This window comes from Oceanobacillus luteolus, from assembly GCF_042678205.1.
Classification (GTDB): Bacteria; Bacillota; Bacilli; order Bacillales; family Amphibacillaceae; genus Oceanobacillus; species Oceanobacillus luteolus.
The window spans coordinates 14362-34799 of record NZ_JBHUDE010000028.1; the positions used below are offsets into that span (position 1 = coordinate 14362).

General features: G+C 38.8%; 21 protein-coding genes. 10 read left to right on the forward strand and 11 right to left on the reverse strand.

From position 1 onward, the window contains the following. Positions 1-71 precede the first annotated feature (71 nt). A complete protein-coding gene (argF, locus tag ACFSBH_RS05805; protein WP_379596507.1) occupies positions 72-1016 on the reverse strand; it encodes an ornithine carbamoyltransferase in 945 nt (314 codons plus the stop codon). Positions 1017-1248: 232 nt separating this feature from the next. On the opposite strand from argF, the gene ACFSBH_RS05810 reads away from it, so the two are divergent. The 3 genes from ACFSBH_RS05810 (at position 1249) to ACFSBH_RS05820 (ending at position 4560) form a co-directional block, all read left to right on the forward strand. Then, on the forward strand, positions 1249-2625 hold the full coding sequence (locus ACFSBH_RS05810; protein WP_251513440.1) for an FAD-dependent oxidoreductase: 1377 nt from the start codon (positions 1249-1251) through the stop codon (positions 2623-2625). A 141-nt stretch (positions 2626-2766) separates the two neighbouring features. Further along, positions 2767-3885 carry an ethanolamine utilization protein EutH gene (eutH, locus tag ACFSBH_RS05815; protein ID WP_251513442.1) on the forward strand — a complete coding sequence of 373 codons (1119 nt, stop codon included), beginning with the start codon at positions 2767-2769 and terminating at the stop codon, positions 3883-3885. Between the two features lie 231 nt (positions 3886-4116). After that, entirely contained in the window at positions 4117-4560 is a 444-nt protein-coding gene (locus ACFSBH_RS05820; RefSeq protein ID WP_379596510.1) for a YaiI/YqxD family protein, read from the forward strand. 38 nt (positions 4561-4598) lie between these two features. On the opposite strand, the gene uppS is transcribed toward ACFSBH_RS05820, so the two are convergent. The 4 genes from uppS to ACFSBH_RS05840 form a co-directional block, all read right to left on the reverse strand. Further along, positions 4599-5315 (reverse strand): polyprenyl diphosphate synthase, encoded by a 717-nt coding sequence (gene uppS / locus ACFSBH_RS05825; RefSeq protein WP_251513445.1) that lies wholly within the window; start codon positions 5313-5315, stop codon positions 4599-4601. Positions 5316-5334: 19 nt separating this feature from the next. Further along, complete coding sequence (locus tag ACFSBH_RS05830; protein ID WP_251513446.1) at positions 5335-6789, reverse strand: DUF4153 domain-containing protein; 1455 nt, start codon at positions 6787-6789, stop codon at positions 5335-5337. A gap of 113 nt (positions 6790-6902) precedes the next feature. After that, the gene (locus ACFSBH_RS05835; RefSeq protein WP_379596513.1) at positions 6903-7529 is read right to left on the reverse strand and encodes an HAAS signaling domain-containing protein; all 627 of its coding nucleotides are present in this window, start codon (positions 7527-7529) and stop codon (positions 6903-6905) included. Then, positions 7526-7858, reverse strand: coding sequence for a PadR family transcriptional regulator (locus tag ACFSBH_RS05840; RefSeq protein WP_251513448.1), 333 nt, complete (start codon positions 7856-7858; stop codon positions 7526-7528). The genes ACFSBH_RS05835 and ACFSBH_RS05840 overlap by 4 nt, the downstream gene beginning before the upstream one ends. A 773-nt stretch (positions 7859-8631) precedes the next feature. Between ACFSBH_RS05840 and ACFSBH_RS05845 the strand changes: the two genes are divergently transcribed. Beyond that, positions 8632-10206 carry a Vga family ABC-F type ribosomal protection protein gene (locus ACFSBH_RS05845; protein WP_251513620.1) on the forward strand — a complete coding sequence of 525 codons (1575 nt, stop codon included), beginning with the start codon at positions 8632-8634 and terminating at the stop codon, positions 10204-10206. A gap of 33 nt (positions 10207-10239) precedes the next feature. Here ACFSBH_RS05845 and ACFSBH_RS05850 read toward each other — a convergent pair whose 3' ends face one another. Further along, positions 10240-10890, reverse strand: coding sequence for an SIMPL domain-containing protein (locus ACFSBH_RS05850; RefSeq protein WP_251513449.1), 651 nt, complete (start codon positions 10888-10890; stop codon positions 10240-10242). 172 nt (positions 10891-11062) lie between these two features. Continuing rightward, positions 11063-11905, reverse strand: coding sequence for an SDR family NAD(P)-dependent oxidoreductase (locus tag ACFSBH_RS05855; RefSeq protein ID WP_379596516.1), 843 nt, complete (start codon positions 11903-11905; stop codon positions 11063-11065). Positions 11906-12037: 132 nt separating this feature from the next. Between ACFSBH_RS05855 and ACFSBH_RS05860 the strand changes: the two genes are divergently transcribed. From ACFSBH_RS05860 to ACFSBH_RS05880, 5 genes are all read left to right on the forward strand, one after another. Then, entirely contained in the window at positions 12038-12769 is a 732-nt protein-coding gene (locus ACFSBH_RS05860) for an ABC transporter ATP-binding protein (RefSeq protein WP_251513451.1), read from the forward strand. Continuing rightward, complete coding sequence (locus tag ACFSBH_RS05865) at positions 12766-13512, forward strand: ABC transporter permease (RefSeq protein ID WP_379596519.1); 747 nt, start codon at positions 12766-12768, stop codon at positions 13510-13512. The genes ACFSBH_RS05860 and ACFSBH_RS05865 overlap by 4 nt, the downstream gene beginning before the upstream one ends. A 157-nt stretch (positions 13513-13669) precedes the next feature. After that, positions 13670-14104, forward strand: a complete 435-nt coding sequence (locus tag ACFSBH_RS05870) for a MarR family winged helix-turn-helix transcriptional regulator (RefSeq protein ID WP_251513453.1) — start codon at positions 13670-13672, stop codon at positions 14102-14104. Positions 14105-14129: 25 nt separating this feature from the next. Beyond that, a complete protein-coding gene (locus ACFSBH_RS05875; protein WP_251513454.1) occupies positions 14130-14738 on the forward strand; it encodes a flavin reductase family protein in 609 nt (202 codons plus the stop codon). Positions 14739-14752: 14 nt separating this feature from the next. Next, complete coding sequence (locus ACFSBH_RS05880; protein WP_251513455.1) at positions 14753-15349, forward strand: alpha/beta hydrolase; 597 nt, start codon at positions 14753-14755, stop codon at positions 15347-15349. Positions 15350-15411: 62 nt separating this feature from the next. Here the strand turns inward: ACFSBH_RS05880 and ACFSBH_RS05885 are convergent, their stop codons facing one another. The 4 genes from ACFSBH_RS05885 to aroD all read right to left on the reverse strand — a co-directional run bounded on the left by ACFSBH_RS05885 (position 15412) and on the right by aroD (position 19457). Continuing rightward, entirely contained in the window at positions 15412-16272 is an 861-nt protein-coding gene (locus ACFSBH_RS05885; RefSeq protein WP_251513456.1) for a VOC family protein, read from the reverse strand. Between the two features lie 193 nt (positions 16273-16465). Next, the gene (locus tag ACFSBH_RS05890) at positions 16466-17059 is read right to left on the reverse strand and encodes a lysophospholipid acyltransferase family protein (protein WP_251513457.1); all 594 of its coding nucleotides are present in this window, start codon (positions 17057-17059) and stop codon (positions 16466-16468) included. A 365-nt stretch (positions 17060-17424) separates the two neighbouring features. Continuing rightward, the gene (locus ACFSBH_RS05895) at positions 17425-18537 is read right to left on the reverse strand and encodes a mechanosensitive ion channel family protein (RefSeq protein WP_251513458.1); all 1113 of its coding nucleotides are present in this window, start codon (positions 18535-18537) and stop codon (positions 17425-17427) included. Between the two features lie 155 nt (positions 18538-18692). Beyond that, a complete protein-coding gene (gene aroD / locus ACFSBH_RS05900) occupies positions 18693-19457 on the reverse strand; it encodes a type I 3-dehydroquinate dehydratase (RefSeq protein ID WP_251513459.1) in 765 nt (254 codons plus the stop codon). 323 nt (positions 19458-19780) lie between these two features. Between aroD and ACFSBH_RS05905 the strand changes: the two genes are divergently transcribed. Beyond that, positions 19781-20431, forward strand: a complete 651-nt coding sequence (locus ACFSBH_RS05905) for a GntR family transcriptional regulator (RefSeq protein WP_379596523.1) — start codon at positions 19781-19783, stop codon at positions 20429-20431. Positions 20432-20438 lie beyond the last annotated feature (7 nt).

A 20438-nucleotide genomic window follows, 5' to 3' on the forward strand; every position in this document is an offset into this window, starting at 1 on the left:
AACTCATCATGAATTTTGGACAGTAAAAAACACCCTACATGAACATTTTCATGTAGGGTGTTTTGCTATCGTTAACTCATCAACGCTGTCAAAAGCGCCTTCTGTGCATGCAGACGATTCTCCGCTTGTTGGAATACGACAGAATGTTTTCCTTCCAAGACACTTTCTGTCACTTCTTCTCCACGGTGTGCGGGGAGACAGTGTAGGAAAGTGACGTCAGATTTCGCCTTAGCCAATAGTTCGTCATTCACTTGATATTCAGCAAAAATTGCTTTCCGTACTTCCTGCTCCTCTTCTTGCCCCATGCTCGCCCATACATCCGTATAGATGAAATCAGCATTCTGTACTGCTTCCGCTGCATCCGTCGTGACAGAAATTATCGCACCTGTTTCTTTGGCAATGTCTTGCGCCTTGTTAGTGACTTTTTCATCTGGTAAATATTTCTCAGGAGCTGCCACTACCATTTCCATACCTGTCTTCGCAGCACCAATCATTAATGAATGGGCCATATTGTTTCCGTCTCCGATATAGACAAGCTTTTGCCCTTTTAATGTACCTTTGATTTCAAGAATCGTTTGTAAGTCTGCTAGTACCTGACATGGGTGATGAAGATCCGTTAGTCCATTAATGACTGGGATGGAAGCATATTTCGCAAGTTCTTCCACGCTATCATGTGAAAATGTCCGAATCATGATGCCGTCCAAATATCCGGATAATACACGTGCGGTATCTGCTATGGTTTCACCACGTCCAAGTTGGATATCCCTTGAGCTCAAAAAGATTGCCTGGCCGCCTAATTGCATCATCCCCGCTTCAAACGAGACACGGGTTCTTGTGGAAGATTTCTCGAAAATCATTCCAAGGATCTTTCCTTTCAGCGGTTCAAATGCAATTCCCTTTTTACGTTGTTCTTTTATATAATAAGCAAGTTCCAGTAAATAATTAATTTCGTCTGGAGTATAATCTTCAAGGCTTAATAAATCTCTTCCAAAGAAACCATCGTTGTTAATTTTCATATCCTTCGCCACAGATAGCATAAATTAAATTCCTCCCAGTAATCTTTGTTTTGTATTATTATGCAATAAATTTTATAAACATGCAATATTTTTCTTCAAACATTTAAAATAAATTTACACCTAAAGAATAAAGGTAAAGACTATTTAATGATTTACCCTAATATTGCAGAAATATGCTGTCCGTTTAAAAAGTCAAAAACAGGTAATAGTTTTTATGAAAGGAGACGATCGTATGAAACATTATGACTATATCATCATCGGCTTCGGCAAAGGGGGAAAAACACTTGCCGCTGATCTTGCAGCAAAAGGAAAAAACGTAGCTATGGTGGAGCAATCAGCCGAAATGTATGGAGGAACTTGTATTAATATCGCTTGTATTCCAACAAAAATACTTATTCATCATGGAAAGAAAGAAGAAGACCTGAAGGAAGATAAACAAAATTTCTATAGAAGTTCTATTGAGGATAAAAATAAAGTGACAGCTGCATTAAGAGAGAAAAACTACAACAATCTGGCTGACCAAGAAACGGTGATGGTCTATACTGCCAAAGCTAGCTTTATTTCTGACAAGCAAGTTCATTTGGAATCTGAAACAGAATCCCTTGACCTCACCGCAGATTACTTTATCATCAATACTGGTTCCCAACCAAATATTCCACCCATTACAGGATTAAATGAAACAAATCACGTCTATACCTCAACCGAATTACAACAAGTATCCGAGCTTCCGGAAGAGTTGCTTATTGCTGGTGGCGGCTATATTGGCCTTGAATTTGCATCGATGTATGCCAATTTCGGTTCAAATGTGACTGTAATCGATAGCTCCACGGAATTCATGCCACAGGAAGATAGAGATATTGCAGAAGAAATTAAAAAGACACTACAAGCGAAAAATATCTCTTTCCTACAAGGTTGTAAATTGACCGCTGTATCAAATCATTCAGATGGAATTAAAGCCATTGTTGAGAATGAAGCAGGTGAAAAAGCAGAAGAGACAGCATCTGCCCTCCTTCTTGCAACCGGTAGAAAGCCGAATACAGAAGGTCTCAATTTAAACAAAGCAGGTGTAGAGATTGATAATAAAGGAGCTGTCATTGTTGATGATTACCTTAGAACCTCACAGAAACATATTTGGGCAATCGGAGATGTAAACGGCGGACCACAATTCACTTATATTTCACTTGATGATTATCGGATTATCAGGGACCAACTAATAAGCGAAGGGACCTACTCGTTAGCCTACCGAAAAAATGTCCCTTACAGTGTATTCCTTGATCCAGTGCTGTCTCATGTTGGTTTAAATGAAAAGAAAGCAAAGGAAAAAAATATAGATTATGTAGTGGCTAGCATGCCAGCTGCAAACATTCCTTATACAAAAATCAATAAACAATCAACAGGTTTATTAAAAGCATTAGTTGATCCCGAAACGAAAGAAATCCTTGGCTGCACTCTATTTTGTGCAGAATCTAGTGAAATCATTAATACTGTCCGTCTAGCAATGGAAGCAAAGCTATCATATACAGCTTTACGAGATAATATTTTCACCCATCCGACGATGAGTGAGGGACTGAATGATTTATTCAAGAAGATTGATGCTAAAATTTCTTAGAAGACAGTGCAGCTGAATAATCCAAGCTGCACTGTCTTTGTTTCTGTTTCCTTTCCATACATACAGTACTTGCACGCCAAGCAAACAAGTCGCATAATAGGTTCATAACGGAAATACATACTTTGAAACGGAGAACGTCGAATGAATGAAATAATCATATATATTGTTGTTTTCTTCTTTATCATCGGTGCAATTGATAAAATCATAGGCAATCGTTTTGGTTTTGGTGAGCGTTTTATGGATGGATTGATGACTATGGGTTCGCTTGCCGTTGTCATGATTGGAATCATTTCTTTAGCACCGGTCATTGCTGAAATACTACTACCAATCATTACACCAATTTACGGTCTGGTGGGAGCAGATCCTGCAATATTTGCCAATACTATACTTGCAATTGACATGGGGGGTTATGCACTGGCCGAAACGATGGCTCTCAATCCTGAAGCCGGACTCTTTGCATGGGTATTCCTCGGAACATCGATTGGAGTTACAATCGTTTTTATTCTACCAGTTTCATTAGGCATCATTGAAAAAGAAGATCGTCATTTCTTAGCGCAAGGAATTCTTATTGGTATCGTAACCATACCACTTAGTACGTTCATTGGTGGACTAGTAGCTGGCTTCGAAATGGAGATGTTGATTAGGAATCTAATACCGACTATTCTTATTTCTCTATTGATTGTGGTTGGGCTATGGAAAATACCAGTTATGATGGTTCGGGGCTTTTCCATCTTCGGAAAATTCATCGAGGCCCTCGCGATTATAGGACTAATTGCAATAGTGATGGAAACATTGACAGGGATTGTTATTATACCCGGCCTCGCCCCGTTATCTGAAGGTATTCAAATTGTCGGTACGATTGCAATCTTTTTAGCCGGAGCCTTCCCAATGGTACTCTTTATTTCAAAGACTTTTAAAAAGCCTTTGAGGATACTCGGTTCCATGCTTGGCATCAATCAAACGGCAACTGCAGGATTAATTGCAACCCTTGCCCATATTATTCCCATGCTGGCACTGTTAAAAGAAATGGACACACGTGGCAAAGTAATTAATATTGCCTTCAGCGTGAGCGCTGGATTCGTATTCGGTGGCCATTTAGGATTTGTCGCGGGAATCGAACCAGGAATGGTGTTCCCGATGATTGTCAGTAAATTATTCGGCGGAATCAGTGCAGTCATTCTAGCGGTCATTATTTTAAATCAGCAACAGAAGCGGAAGCAACCGTATAGCGAAGTACAAACTACGCTTCCTAGGTCGTAAAAAATACCTCCAATACTTTAATAATGATCTACTCAAAAAAGTCGGCTAATTGAGCCGACTTTTTTCAATTTATTTGATATACATCCATATCCGGTGGGATATAAAAAAACTTCTTTACTAAAAGGATCGAAGCCAATTTTCATAACAATTTCTAAACCATTCATCATATATAAAGGACTATTTTCACAAAACTTTGGTATGCTAGAGAAAGACAATAAACGAGGTGATTTTATGCAGATATATATAGATGCAGATGCTTGTCCAGTGAAAGATATTATTATTGATGAAGCAACGAAGAGAAACTATGAAGTGACTCTTGTAACGAGCATTTCGCACTTTTCCATGCAAGAGTATCCTCTTGGAGTGGGTACGGTTTACGTGGACCACGGAAGAGATGAAGCGGATTATCGGATCATGAAACTTGCGTCTAAAGGTGATCTCGTCATTACACAAGATTATGGTCTTGCATCTCTCGCTTTAGCAAAAGGGTGTTTAGTGATGCACCATAAGGGGTTTATGTATACAAATAAGAATATCGATGACTTGCTCCAGACACGCTACTTGAGTGCTCAAGCCCGAAAAGCTGGAAAACGGACGAAAGGTCCGAAACCATTTACGCAAGAAGATAAAAATATTTTTCGTGAACGGTTCATACGCCTTCTTGAAAAAAAATAATGGTACTGAACATAAATTAATATGCTCAGTACCATTATTTATTTTGCTTTACTATAAATTTCCGCAAAGCTATATTCTGATGTACGTTCTTGGAAATCGTATACCGCTTCTTTTAGATGTTTTTCATCAAAGTCCGGGAAATATACATCCGTAAAGTATAATTCCGCATCCGCACATTGCCACAGCAAGAAATTACTTAAGCGTTGTTCTCCGCCGGTACGGATTACTAAATCCAATTGCGGCAATTCACTCGTGTATAAGTATTTCTGGAGTGCATCTTCATTCAAACCTTGACCGCTCTCTTGCAGCTCTTGAATCATCCGTCGGGCGGCTTGCACAATTTCGCCTCTGCCGCCATAATTAAATGCAAAGTTGACAATCAATCCGCTATTATTTTTCGTTTTTTCCATCGATTGAGCAAGCACTTTCTTTGTCGCCTTCGGTAGCCCATCCATATCCCCCGATACAAGGATTCTCACATTACGCCTCATAAAATCTGGAAGCTTTTGTTTAAAAAATCGGATAGGCAGACGCATTAAATAATTAACTTCTTCTTTGGATCGTGACCAGTTTTCAGACGAAAAGGCGTATAAAGTCAATGCTTGAATTCCTACTTCAATACTCGCATCGATTACTTTTTCCATTGCTTGAACTCCGGCATAATGGCCTTCACTTCTTGTGAGTCCGCGTGATTTCCCCCATCTTCCGTTACCGTCCATAATAATACCAACATGTCTCGGTATATTGACCGTCATGGTCCCACCTCCAGTTTGGTTAGAGCTCAAGCTCCTTCAATAAACTTCTTGCTTCATTTCTTGTAAAATTAAATGATTGCCAGGATGGTGTTTCATCCCTTGTGAACCGTTCCTGGTTTTCCGCTAATATTTCTTTCAATTCAGGAATGTCCGGGTCTTGTTCATATAAATAAATCAGTCCTTTTAACCCTTCTCCACCAAGACGATTTAAGTAATACAAGTCAATTTTACCTGTTTCCTCATAACGCTCTATATTATTTTCTACTATGGTTTCTTCTAAATTGACGACATTCAGAAGTGCATAAAATATAAACGAACTAATTAAGTAAAAATGTAAAATAGGCAGATTTTCCAACCATACTCGAATGAGCGTATAGGCGAAAATCACCATTAAAAACATCATAAAAGATTGAGCAAGCAACCGTTCCATTGTATACCCATACATTTCTTCATAAAGCATGAGCCGCTGCCAAGCAGAAAGTAATAGTGCACCACTGACACCAATTAAGATGGAATATAAAATTTGCAAGGTTCGATTCAAACTTCTGCTTTCCCGCTTTACGTGCTTCATACATACAAGCAATACCGTCCAATTGATCAAGGTTACCAGCAACAGTTCAAAAAAACCTTGTCTTGCATAATCCGCATACGTAAAACCTTCATGTAGTCCACCGCTAAATAAATACTGGAATTGTATAACTAGAAACAAGACATATACAGCATTCAATAATACTAGAATCGTTACAGCCATCGTCCCCGGCCAAATTTTTATATTGTTAGTTTGATTCATTTCAATCTCGCGGTTTGTTCGTTTGCCAAGCACTTTAAATACACAAAAGAAAAAGAGACTCATAATCAGTATAAAACCAATTCTAAAACCAATCTCCACTATATTCATCCGCAATTCAAAAAAGAACAATCGTTGAACAAATTCCTTGAAGGCCACATCAGCAGACATCAATAAATGAATAACAATAAATAATAAAGGTATCGCAATAATGAATCCTAAAAGGATATGGCGAGGTGTATCATTCTTCCCTTGCTTTCCATTCCTCGATAATGTCCGACCAACGTAACTTAAATAGTTCGTGAGGAAATTAAAGGTGTCCAGCAATTTTCCAGAAACAAGTTTAATAAAAGAAAGTTTACTCCAGTTTAAGCTGCCTGGACTAGTAATTAACACGATATGGAAAAACACTACAGCAGGAATGACAAGGGTATTCAACAAATAAAACACCGTACTGTCATAAAGCACATAGCTTCCCGCCAATATCCAAATCCCAGCCATCAGCAATAAACCAATTCTTCGGTGTTCAAAAGAAAAACGAAAACGGATAAACACGACCGAATAAAAGACTGCGATAAAAATGATATAAGATATTCCAATCTCGCCATGAAGGAAGCTTAGTTCTGCAAGTATCCCTAAAAATATACAGACGAATAAGAACATCCACTCTCTTTGTTTCGTTTTCATAATTCAACGCCTCATTCTATTACATAGAATTCCTATGTATATAGATATTCTATGTACATAGGTAAAAAATCATGAACATAAATCGGACTGAATAATGCAAGTGATCCAGTCCGTTAAACTGATGCTTTTCTTCCCCAACGGTAACCTAACCAGCTGATCGGATATAAAGCAAACGTACAGAAAATACATAGTAAAATAAACTTCCCATCCAAAAGTGGGTCAAACCATTCATAAGGGATGAGACGGAATACGATTAAGTACATGAGAATTAGATTAGGTATGATACAAATGATAAACGTGCGCCTCAGTATCTTTTTTCCACGGGCGCCGAACGCTTTCCCAATTTCATAGCCCAATAATCCCCAGAAGAACATATAAATAAAGATGATAATGGTTGTTGATTCTGTTAGATTTCCCCAAAGGATTCCTAGCCACTGCCATCCGAACACATTGTATCCAACCGTAAGTATGGCACCAAGGATAAACAATGCAATATTCAAGAAAACGAACAGTTGCTGCATTTTCCTAGGGGTTACCGATTTCTCTGTTTTCCAAAGTTCCGCTAATTCTTTTGGGGAGCCAAGTCTACTTACAAGCGCATCGTAAGTTCCTTCCTCTGACAGTTCATACAGTACCTCTTCAACATGCAGGCGATATTCCGCCATGATTTCTGCACATTTCGGATCATCCCCAAGTGCTTTCTCCAGGTCATCGAGAAACCGTTGTGCCTCTGCATTCATGCTTCATTTCTTCCAATAAGGTTATTCATTACCTGAACATACAATTTCCATTCAGATGTACGTTCTGCAAGAATTTCTTTTCCTTCTTCTGTAATTCGGTAGTATTTGCGGGCTGGCCCCTTTTCTTGATGCTTCCAATAATGTTGGATATAAGCTTGCCTTTCCATTTTATGAAGAGCAGGATATAACGTCCCTTCCTTCATTTGCAGACGGTCATCACTTCGTTTAGCCATTTCCTTGACTAACTCATAGCCATACATATCGCGTTCATTAAGAAGCTGAAGCACAAGTAAGGATGTACTCCCTTTAACAAGTTCTCGATTAAACATAATTTCACCTACCTAGAATAATTAGGTACTTTTACTATAAGTGAATCTGTTTTTCTTGTAAAGGTGTTTTTTTCATTTCATACTGTAAAATTTACAAAAGATACGTTTTATTCCTTTGGAAACGGGTATAGTAAATGACAAGGCGAACTACTATTGGAATTTAGCAAATTGGTAACTTGTATGTGTAACTAGCAACTTATCAAAAAGCAAATTCTAATAGGGAAATGCACGCCTTGGCGGAAAATTTACTTCAAGACGGAACCATCCCGTCGGCAACAATTTAAGAGTCAAATTCTCTAAAGTGTTTGAGCAAAGTGATTTTTTGTGAAAAGTGCAACTGAAAACAACTGCTGTTTTGGTTTTAACGGTAAGATGAAAAGAGTAAGACGGGGTTGAACAAGTCCGTCCTCATGAAAGGAAATGAATTTTCCGCATTCCTAAGCCTTTACGGTTTGGGAAAAGGCAGCCTCCGGGGTGGAGGCTGTCTTTTTTTTATGGAATCAGTTCCAATTATTGAACATTATAGTATAATAAAAATAACCAATATGGAAAGGGTGAACCAAGAGAACATGAAAAACTAATCCTATTACACACGAAACGTATCAATTTTGGTTGAGAAGCAGAAACTACCTGCTTATTTCTCATGCAATTTTGTTTCGGAATAGGATTGGATTAAAATGTACGTTATTAGGGTTCGATTGACCCTTTTTTCCTGACTCCTATTCTGATTAACTATAGGGGCTTTTTTCATGCCTGGAATGGAGTTGATATACTTGGTCATCAAAGAAATTACGAATTTGACTTATGATATTGGTGATCGGATGCTTTTTGACATCGATCATTTACAAATACGCGCGAAGGAAAGGATAGGACTTGTCGGTAGAAATGGTTCTGGAAAGACGACATTGCTGGAAATCATCGCAGGTAATAGAACTGCACATAGTGGAAATATTACTGGAAAAGCCGACTGTACCTTGCTTCCTCAATTAAAAAATACTGACACCGTAAAAAGCGGTGGTGAAGTAACTCAACAATACATCGACCGCGCACTTGGAGAAAAAGCTGAATTGCTTCTTGCTGATGAACCTACAACCAATTTAGATACAGAAAGAATAATAAAATTGGAAAAGGCTTTTGAGCGTTATCAAGGGGCTATTGTCCTCGTCTCACATGATCGTGCTTTTCTAGATGCGATTTGTGGAACCATCTGGGAAATTGAAGAGGGCAAGATAACTGTTTATAAAGGAAATTACTCAGACTATACGGTGCAAAAGGAAATAAAACTGAAAGAACAGGAAAAAGCCTACGAAAACTACGTGCAAAAAAAGCAGCAGCTTGAAGAAGCTATCGTTCTCAAACAACAGAAAGCGAACAAGGCAACGAAAAAGCCTAAACAACTCAGCAGATCAGAAGCCAAAATTACTGGAGCCAAACCTTACTTCGCTAAAAAACAAAAAAAGCTGCAACAAGTTGCGAAATCAATTGAAACTCGACTGGAAAAGCTTGAGAAAGTAGAGAAAATTAAAGAACTGCCAAAAATTAAAATGGAATTACCAAACCAGGAAAACTTACATGGAAGGATTATCCTTCGTGCAGAAGATGTTCAAGGTAAAATAGGCAACCGTATACTCTGGCAAAAGACCAGCTTTCAAATTAAAGGCGGTGAAAAGGTTGCCATCATCGGGAAAAACGGGTCCGGCAAAACAACTTTAGTTCGACAACTGATCAAGAATAATTCCGGTATCACCATTTCACCAGCTGTACGAATCGGTTACTTCAGCCAAAACTTGGACGTCTTGGAGACGGAGAAAACAATACTTGATAACGTGATGAGCACTTCTATCCAAGATGAATCCATGGCCCGAACCATTCTGGCACGATTACACTTTTTTGGAGATACTGTTTACAAACCAATCGACGTACTGAGCGGCGGTGAACGGGTTAAAGTCGCTTTAGCAAAGCTGTTGGTGAACGACTGTAATACACTGATTCTAGACGAACCGACGAACTTCCTTGATATATATGCAATGGAAGCATTGGAAGAACTACTGAAGGAGTATGAGGGAACAATTCTATTCATCTCTCATGACCGAATGTTCATCGATCATGTGGCCGAACGGATTCTAGCCATTGAAAATCAAACTTTAATTGATTTCCAAGGAAGCTATGCACAATTTAATAATCGCGATGTTGAAATGGAAGTTGATACGTTGGAACAAGAGTTGCTCTTATTAGACACAAAAATTTCTGAAGTCTTGAGCAAACTTAGTATCGAACCAACCAATGAACTGGAGCAGGAGTTTCAAGATCTGTTGAAAACGAAAAATAAACTATTAAGGGAAAAATAAAGAACAGGAAGCGTAAATTTTACGCTTCCTGTTTTAATATTGAAATATAGCTTTAACCGTGGCCCGTATCTTCAATTGTCCTGGCTCTATAGGAGTGGTGCTTTCGAGCGCTGCAAACGTCTGGAAACGCGGTTGCAGTTCAGCTACTTGTTCTGTAATTTTTACAGGGGTAGGATCAAGATTCACCTGTAGACTTTGGGCAATGGAAGTTGCTTTACTAATTGCATTTTTCAAAGCTTTATCCAAAGCATCATTGTAATAAATCTCTGGATTCTGTAGCGAAAATTGAAGAGACGACACCTGATTCACCCCATTCTGAACAGCAGTGTCAATAACAAGTCCTGCTTTGGAAACATCATTCAATTCCACTGTTATACTGTTGATTACTTGATAGCCTCTAAAGACCTGCTCCCCTTCAACAAAGTCATACAATGGGGAAATCGTAAAACTTGCGGTCTTTATGTTCTCTCTCGGTATACCGGTTCCGATTAATGCATCGATCACCTGATTCATTACCGATGCATTCTCCTGTTCAGCCTGTAAGACAGATTCACTTTCCGTCCGGACCCCTAACTGTATGGAGACTGTATCCGGCTGTGCTGATACACTTCCTTCACCTGTTACAGTCATACGCCGTCGCTCAGGTTGCCTGTATACTTGTTGAGGAACATACGGGTAGTACATCCTTCCCCCTCCACCCTTCTATAAGCTTTGTAATAACTATGCATAATCATGTTAAAAAATGATGGAGCAAGAATCTACTTCATTACAAAATCTCTGTTTCAATTTCAACCCTATCGATAAGAAGGCAACAAAAAAGCCCCGGCAAACGCCAAGGCTTTGGAATGATTAATCATTAACGATTTACATATCCCGCATCGGCATGAATAGTTGTTCCTGTTACATAAGAAGATGCATCAGATGCCAACCATAGACTTGCTTCAGCGATTTCTTCAGCTTGTCCGAAGCGGTTTAATAAACTCAGTTGTGGTGCATAGCTTTCTTCATCTAAACCAAACTGCTCTAAGGCTCCACGTAGCATCGGTGTGTCAATTGCTCCTGGTGCAACCGAGTTGACTCTAATATTGTATGGACCATTTTCTAAGGCGGCAACTTTTGTCATCCCAACCACCCCATGCTTGGCAGCTACATAGGCAATATTATTCGGCTGTGGACGGAAGCCACTTACAGAAGAAATGTTAATAATCGACCCACCATATCCTTGTTTTTTCATTTGTTGCAATTCATATTTTTGACATAATGCTGTACCCTTAAGGTCAACAGCCATTAAACGGTCCCAATAATCTTCATCAAATTCATCTGCGGGTTTATCATCTGGCGTCAATGCGGCGTTGTTTACAGCAACATCCAGCTTTCCATACGTATCCACCGTGAACTTCACCATGCTTTGTACTTGCTCAGAATTAGAAATATCCACTTTTACAAAGGCTGCTTCTCCACCTGCTGCTTTAATCTCTTCAACAGTTTCAGCACCTTTTTCTTCGTTAAAATCTGCTACAACTACTTTAGCTCCTGCTTTCGAAAACAGTTCTGCAGTTGCCTTCCCCATCCCCATTGCTGCTCCGGTTACGATTGCTACTTTACCTTCCAATACAGGAAATGTCATTTCAATCATCCCTTTCCATGTGTTAACAGCCCGACTACTTTTATTATAGGCAACGGCATCTTTCCGATTCAAACGATTCCACTTATGATACGGCAATAAACATAAGTAAGCGAATTATCATTGCAGAACTGTAATTTGGGGTAAACTATTAACAGGAAATGGGGATGTTAATCTATTCTTCCCCTTGTGAAAAGAGGTAGAACTGTGAATCAGCAAATAGATAAAGCAATTGAATTTAGTCAAGTGTCTTATTACGACGGCTCACTTCAAATATTAAAAAATATTACCGGCTTTTTCAGAAAAGGTAAGATTACCACACTTGTCGGTCCTTCTGGTGCGGGGAAAACAACACTTTTCCGGCTGTGTAACGGATTAATTTCACCAACACAGGGTAACATTACCGTCAATGCGAAAGATATCAATCAATATGATCCTACAGAATTAAGAAGAAATGTAGGTTTGGCATTGCAAAGTGCGACTATGTTATCCGGCACGGTTTATGACAATTTAAAGTTGCCACGCACTCTAGCTGGAGAAATGTTAACCGAAGAGGAGGCTGAAATATTGCTCACTAAAGTGGGCCTTGATAAAGACATGTTAAAGAGAAAAGTCACCGACCTTTCCGGTGGCCAAAGGCAAAAGGTATCCATTGCCAGAACACTTGTCAACCGACCGGAAATCTTGCTATTGGATGAAATCACCTCTTCTCTTGATCGAGTTTCTAGAGATGATATAGAGAAATTAATAGAAAGAATAAATAAAGAGTTTGGCGTAACAATCATTTGGATCACCCATAATTTAAATCAAGCTATTCAAATTGGAGATGATACGTGGGTTATGATGAAAGGTGAACTTGTGGAATACGGACCAAGCAGTCTGCTGCTGGAACCGAAAGATCAGAGGGTAAAACAATTTGTAGAGGGGGAAATTAAATGAGTTTCCTGACTTTATCTTTGGCACTCGTATTCGTCCTCATCCCCCTATTTCTATCTAAGACTTTAAAGCTCGGCTTGGAAAAGGACACCATAATCGCAACCATTCGTTCCATTATTCAGCTGCTTGCTGTTGGTTATGTTTTAACATTTGTTTTCGCTGCTGATCATTTTATCTATATCCTGCTTATGATTATTCTTATGATTACCGCTGCAACCCATAACGCGAGGAAAAAGGGGGCTACCATCCGAGGAATCACTTGGAAGCTTGTAATTACCTTTGTATTTGTTGAAGCTTTGACTCAAGGAATACTTATTGGATTTAAAATCACACCGGCTGAGGCACAATATATCATCCCAATCAGTGGGATGGTTATTGGAAATTCCATGGTTTTATCCATTTTGTTTCTAAATCGCTTCACAGCTGAAATCGAATCAAGACGAGACGAAACGGAGCTCATTCTTTCTTTGGGAGGTACACCAAAACAAGCTATCCACTATTCACTTATTACAGCAATTAAGGCAAGTTTAATTCCTACAGTGGAAAGTCAAAAGACGATAGGACTTGTACAATTGCCAGGAATGATGAGCGGTCAAATCATCGCCGGAGCTGACCCGATTCAAGCTGTGCAGTTCCAGTTGCTCATTCTCTTTCTTCTTTTGACAACTGCAGCTGTAACAAGTATCATGCTCGGCTTTCTATCTTACCCGACACTGTTTAATACCAGAATGCAATTGCTGAAGTGAGCCAATTATGCAGTTTCCCCACCTAAAACATGATCTAGGTGGGGAACTTGTTTCTCAGGAAACCCAATAGATTCCTTGACAGTATGAACTTTTACATCTATAATACAATTAATTAAATATATCTTAATTCAGTATATGTAATGAAGGAGAAAGAGTCATGAGTGAAAACTTATCGTTGAAAGCTTTTGTCGTTGTCATGAAGGCATCTAAAACGTTAGAAGAATTAGTAAAACAAGACATTGCCGATCATGGGATGAAAACATCTGATTTTGCTATTCTGGAAGCACTATACCACAAAGGTAGACAAACAATCAAGCAAATATCTGAAGCCGTTCTCATTAATACTGGATCGATAACTTATGTAATTGACAAGTTAGAAAAAAATGATTTATTACGCCGTTCTAATTGTAAAGACGACCGCCGTGTCATTTATATTGAAATCACGGAAAAAGGGAATCAGGTAATGAATGAAATTTTTCCAAAACACCAAGCTAGAATCGAGGAAATCTTCTCCGATGTCCCCGATGAGCATAAACGCATCCTCATTGAAACAGTAAAAACAATCGGGAAGAAAGCTGGAAGAATTATCTAGTTCTATGACGAAATGGAGGTGCTTTATGCTTTCCTTTGATCCAAAAGATAATACAGAAAGAGAAAATTATAAGTTGATGATCGGTACGGTCATTCCGCGCCCAATTGCTTTTATAACTAGTAAGTCTAAAGACGGGATTGTAAACGCAGCTCCTTTCAGCTATTTTAATATCGCCGCCATAGACCCACCTATGCTTTCTGTTTCGATTCAACGCAAGAATGGCGAGCAAAAGGATACAGCAAAAAATATCCTCGATACTGGTGAATTTGTCATTCATATTGTAGATGCTGATAATGTGGCCGAAATCAACAAAACAGCTGCTACTTTGCCACCAGATGAAAGTGAAATTGATTTGACCGACCTGGATGTAGTGGCCAGTCAGATCGTTCAGACTCCTGCCATTAAACAAGCAAAAGCAAGATATGAATGCTCTTTAGAAAAGACAGTTGAACTCGGTAACGGACAACATATCACAACAGATTTGATTATCGGCAAAATAGAAAGGTTTCATATTGCGGAAGAAATCTATGAAGCTGGAAAAATAAATTATGAAAACCTCCGAGCGGTAAGCCGTCTTGCTGGACATGACTATGCAAACATCGGAGACATATTCACCATCAAGAGACCAAAATAGAGAGGAAGAATTTTATGAAGCATATTTTCCAGAAAGGCACAGATGAATCAAGACCTACTATACTTTTACTCCACGGAACTGGTGGCAACGAACAAGATTTGCTGCCACTTGCGGAAATTATCGATAAAGAAGCAAATGTGCTGAGCGTACGCGGAAATGTATCTGAAAACGGAATGCCACGCTTTTTCAAGAGATTAGCTGAGGGTGTATTCGATGAAGAGGATTTAGTTTTTCGCACTAAGGAATTAAATGAATTCCTTGATGAAGCTGCTGAAAAATACGGTTTTGACCGAAATAATATTACTGCAGTCGGGTACTCCAATGGCGCAAATATTGCTGCAAGTTTGATGTTCCATTATGAAGATGCTCTCAAAACAGCAATCCTCCACCATCCGATGGTTCCTAGAAGAGGTATTGAGCTTCCAGACTTGTCAGGTAAACGTGTGTTTATCGCTGCAGGAACGAACGATCCAATTTGTGCTCCACAGGAATCTGAGGAATTAAATGAACTATTAGCCAATGCTGGTGCGGATGTGGAATTACACTGGGAAAATCGTGGTCACCAATTAACCATGAGCGAAGTGCAAGCTGCCACTGCTTGGTATAAATAATAAAGCAGATCAGTCAGATTTTCATCTGGTTGATCTGCTTTTACTTTGTTTAATGTTATTTCTTATCCAATTACAAAACGGATGGTATTTCCTGCAGGGTCATCTACAAAGTAATCTCCATCTGCTTCCCGAACAGGTGCATCCAAGTTGCGGACCTTTTCCACCGTTGATTCACGAACTGATTCATTAGGGAATACGAGTGAGAACCAATTTAATCCAACACTGTTTTCCGGGGGCTGAGGAGCACCCACACCGTTCCAAACGTTCATCCCGATATGGTGGTGGTATCCATTATGAGAAGCAAATAGGGCACTCGGCATCTCTGTTACAATATCATAGCCAATACCATTCACGTAAAAGTTACGGGATTCTTCAATATCTGCTACATGTAGATGAATATGACCCATAATGGTATCCTCTGGCATCCCTTGCCATGGCCCTTTCAATTCAGCCATTAGTCCTTGAGCATCCAGAGCGACCGTACCCATGTCCACCTTGTCTCCCTGCCACTTCCAGATAGAAGAATCGCGGTCCACAGCCACTTCAATTCCATTTCCGTCTGGATCGTCAAAGTATAGTGCCTCACTTACAAAGTGATCAGAAGCTCCTAAACGCATATTTCCTCCTGACTTCTCTGCAATGTGTTGAAGTAGTGAAGCAAGGTCACTGCGGTTTGGAAGCAGAATTGCAAAGTGATACAAACCAGATGTTCTTGGAGCTTTTGGCTGTACACCTTCTGGTTGAACGATAGTCAGCAATGTATTTTTGCCATCAGCTGTTAATTTTGCTTTTGTTTCTGTTTGTTCAAGAACTTTAAATCCAAGAAAATCACGATAGAAATCCAATGATCTTTCTATATTTGTGACATTGATATTTACTTCTCCCACATAAATCGTCGGATCTTGAAAGAATTTCTTTTCCATTTATATTCATCCCTTCTGGATATATTACAATTATAAACTAAGTTACTTTATGTAAGTTTAATACATATTATAATAATTGTCAATCATTTCTTCTAGTTTCCCCTCGTGAAAGCTTCATATACCCTGACTATACATATATAAAAGACCTTATGATAAACATCTTCCATGTTTTTCATAAGGTCTCTCCACTCATTTATTTATCCGCCAATTGTTTCTGCAAACCATACATTGTATCATTTAATTCGTTCATCATGATATCCATGGCTTCTCTTCTGTCTTGCCCTTCAGGCAAGTATATTGGATCACCAAAAATCAATTTCGGCTTCTGAAATTTTAGCAAGTCTTTAAAATTATTCGGTCCGACATACGCCGCTGGCACAATCGGCGCTTTTCCATAAGCTGCGATAGTGACCGCACCACGTTTCAATGGAACTTCTTCTGTCGTTCTCGTTCCACTAGGGAATATACCGATGATTTTCTTTTCCTTCAATAGTTTACGAGGTATTTTTATTGTACTTGGCCCCGGGTTTTCCCGATCAACCGGAAATGCATTAAGAACGGTCATCAACCATTTTGTAAATTTAGTTTGGAACAATTCCTTTTTCGCCATATAATGAATTTGATTTGGCAACAAAGCTACTCCGAGCCATAAAATATCTACCCAACCAGTATGAGTACAGGCAATAATATACCCACCCTTTTCTGGTAACTTATCTTTTTGATAAACTTTAATTCTGCCAAATATGCTTAAAATAATTTTTACTACATTTGCCGCAAAATTATACATCGTTCTTCCTCCTACACTCCTGCAATCTACTTTATTTTATCATAAAGCTTTTAGAACTGGAATTGTTTATTTGCAGCAATGCGGGAGGTTCACTGGGCTATCAACTACTTCCCCATATTTATAAATTACTTCCTTTTTCTTCTCCTGCTGGCTTTCACCGTAGAAGTTCTTATGTTCTCTAAGCGCTCTTCCATAAGACAACGATATAACGAGCGATCGATCAACTGCATCATTCATTTCCCCTTTCGATTGCTGTTAAGTTAATCATAAAGGAAATGTTAATGATTGAAATCGGATAAGCGATTGATTTTTGAACAAAAAAATGCCCTACCATTGTAGTAGGGCTTCTCCGTCTCCGGAAGGATTTACTCTGTACCTCTTTGTTTCTCTTTTTGTATAATTTCCCCCGCTTCCCCTTCCATCATAAGGCGTCGCGATGGTATAGCAATCTCTACGTTCTCTTCTTCAAGAATCTCAAGGATTTTGAAATTGATCTCTTCACGAACATCTAAATGTTCTGCCCAAACCGTTGTATTGGTAAAGAAATATAGCATAATTTCCAAACCATCTTCTCTATATTGTTCCCAATTCACCATAATCGTTTCCGGATGGACCTCTTTATGTTCTTGAAGCAACGTTTTGATCCGTTCAATAACACGTTTGATTTTCTCTGGAGGGGTACCATAAATAATACGTATGGTGAAATTAATCCTTCGTTTACCCATTTTACTCCAGTTTGTTATATTTTCATTCGCCAACGTATTGTTAGGAACGGTGACAAGTGCATGGGCAAAAGTTCGGACTCTAGTACTTCGGAAACTGATATCCTCTACAGTTCCTTCAACAGACGGTGTTAAAATCCAATCTCCAAGATCAAATGGTTTTTCCGAAATAATTACTATTCCACCTAAAATATTAGCGAGCGCATCTCTAGCAGCAAGGGAAATTGCAAGTCCACCCAGTCCTAAACCAGCAATTAAACCTTCAATATTGTACCCGAACGCTTGTAAAATAATCGTCAAACTGATGGCAACAATAACTACTTGAACGGTCCTAGATAATAACGGAATAAGAATTTCGTCAATCCTCAAATTCGTGCGTTCATTAATTTTATGAAATAGATTGGAAGAAGATGAAGATAGATTTAACATTCCCCAAGTGAATAATACAATGAACGATACTCTAATCAATCGCATGAACAGTCCATCAGCAGCAATATCGATGTAAGGATAAAAACGAACGGCTAAATACAATCCAACAATTGTGAACAGCCATTCCATCGGCTTTTGAAAAGATTTGAATATGTTCGCTAGAAAATTAATTTTTGTCTTATTGATCATTCGCATGATGAGGCGAAAAACATACTTTGTAAACAGCCCGCGAAAAAGCAAAAATAACAAAAAGATCCCGATGGCGATTCCTAAGTTCTGCAAGTGTTCCGATGATATAAGAAATTCTAACGTTTTTCTTGTAAACATGATAAAACCTCCAACTCCATTAAAGCTACATGAAGCAATGTAGGTCATTTTACAACTGATTTTTTCAATTGTAAAGTGAGACTCCATTTATAAAGAACTTTTATAACTAATGTTCTAAACAGATAATCACTCTACAATATGTAGTCGACTTTTATCTACTTTGCATCATGAATGAGCTGTAAAATTGATTTCATATCCGTCACGGAAATTTGACCTGGTGCTGAAGCATTTCTCACAGAAGCAAAGGTAATAGCTGAGCCAAATATTTCCCCACTCAACCGTGAAATCATTCCTAAAGACCCCATAGCAATCATAATAATAGCTTGTTCTGGATATGTACGTTTCATTTGTAAGCTCGCCTTAAGCACAGTGAGAAGATCTTCTTCTCTCTGCGGCATAACGGCTAATTTAGGGAAGTCTCCTCCTAACTCTATCGCGCTTGTTACCCTTCGTATGAGTTCTTCCATTTCAGGCGTTCTATTAAAATCATGATTCGAAATGATCGTGTATATTTGGCTCTCCTTAGCAGCTGTCACTAGTTCTTCCACTACATTCTTTCCACGGAACAATTCGATATCGATGATATGAACATGACCAGATACTGCAACGGCTTTATTAAGCGAAACATATTGCTTATCAGTAATCTTCTTTTCTCCACCTTCCTCCGCAGTGCGGAAGCTGAAGATAAGCGGTAAATCTTCCAGAACTTCTTTTATCTTTGGTAACGTAGCCAGTACACGGTCCGTAAGAAGAGCATCATCGAAGAAATCTACACGCCATTCTACAAGATCAACAGCTGATGCACGAATCATCTTGCATTCTTCCAATATTTCATCCACATTGGTACCCGTCAATGGAGCACAAATTTTAGGCATCCCTTCCCCGATAGATACATTTCCAACTTTATATGTCTGTGTCAAAGTTAGTTCCTCCAATTCTCAACATTGCCTGTCATTATATTACGACTACTTCCCCAATGCCTTCCTTACCTATATTACTATCATTCTAAATTATCCAAACCAAAGAAACAAACAATAGAAGCTTAGGCAAAGTAATTCTGCGTTTTTTGAGAAACAGCCGATATGTATTTTACATATTTAGGTAATTATACTTCCTATTTTTTCCATATAGTAAACTTGGTTTGGGTCATACCGTTCATTTTCAGTTTGCGATATACTACATATTTCTTTTCCATTTCACTTAGTATATACTAGAAGTATTAGGAAAATAAGGAGGTTAAAGGATGCCGATTCCTGAGAATCATTCCACAACTACAAGATTGACTGCCAAGGATCATGCCTACAACCAAATCCAACAATGGATTATAGACGGCACCCTCCTTCCTGGCGAAAAACTAAATGATTCCGAACTTGCAGAATCGCTCGGAGTCAGTCGTACTCCTGTCAGAGAAGCATTGCAGCTCCTTCAGATGGAAGGGTTTGTAAGAATGTATCCTGGAAAAGCTACACAAGTCACAGAAATAGAACGTGAATCCATTAATGACTTACTACCACCTCTTGCCGTTTTACAAGCACTTGCTACAAAAATAGCAACTGAGCAAATAGATTCATCCGTTATAGAAGAGTTGGAAAAAGTGAATCAGAAATTTGAGCAAGCAATTAATTCAAAGAGCTATTATTCTGCTTTAAAAATTGATGAGTCCTTTCACCAACTTATTGTAGACGCTGCGGAAAATGCATATATTAAACAGATTCTTCGCATGCTGCAAGCCCATGTAAGAAGGCATTTTTTTCACAATGCAATCGACCTTACAGAAGAATCAATCTCGGAACATCACGCAATCATTCAGTTTTTAAAAGAAGGTAAAGCAGAATCTGCTGCTGAAGTTATGGAGAAAAACTGGATTCGTACGCTGGATGCACTAGTATCCTAGTCATCAG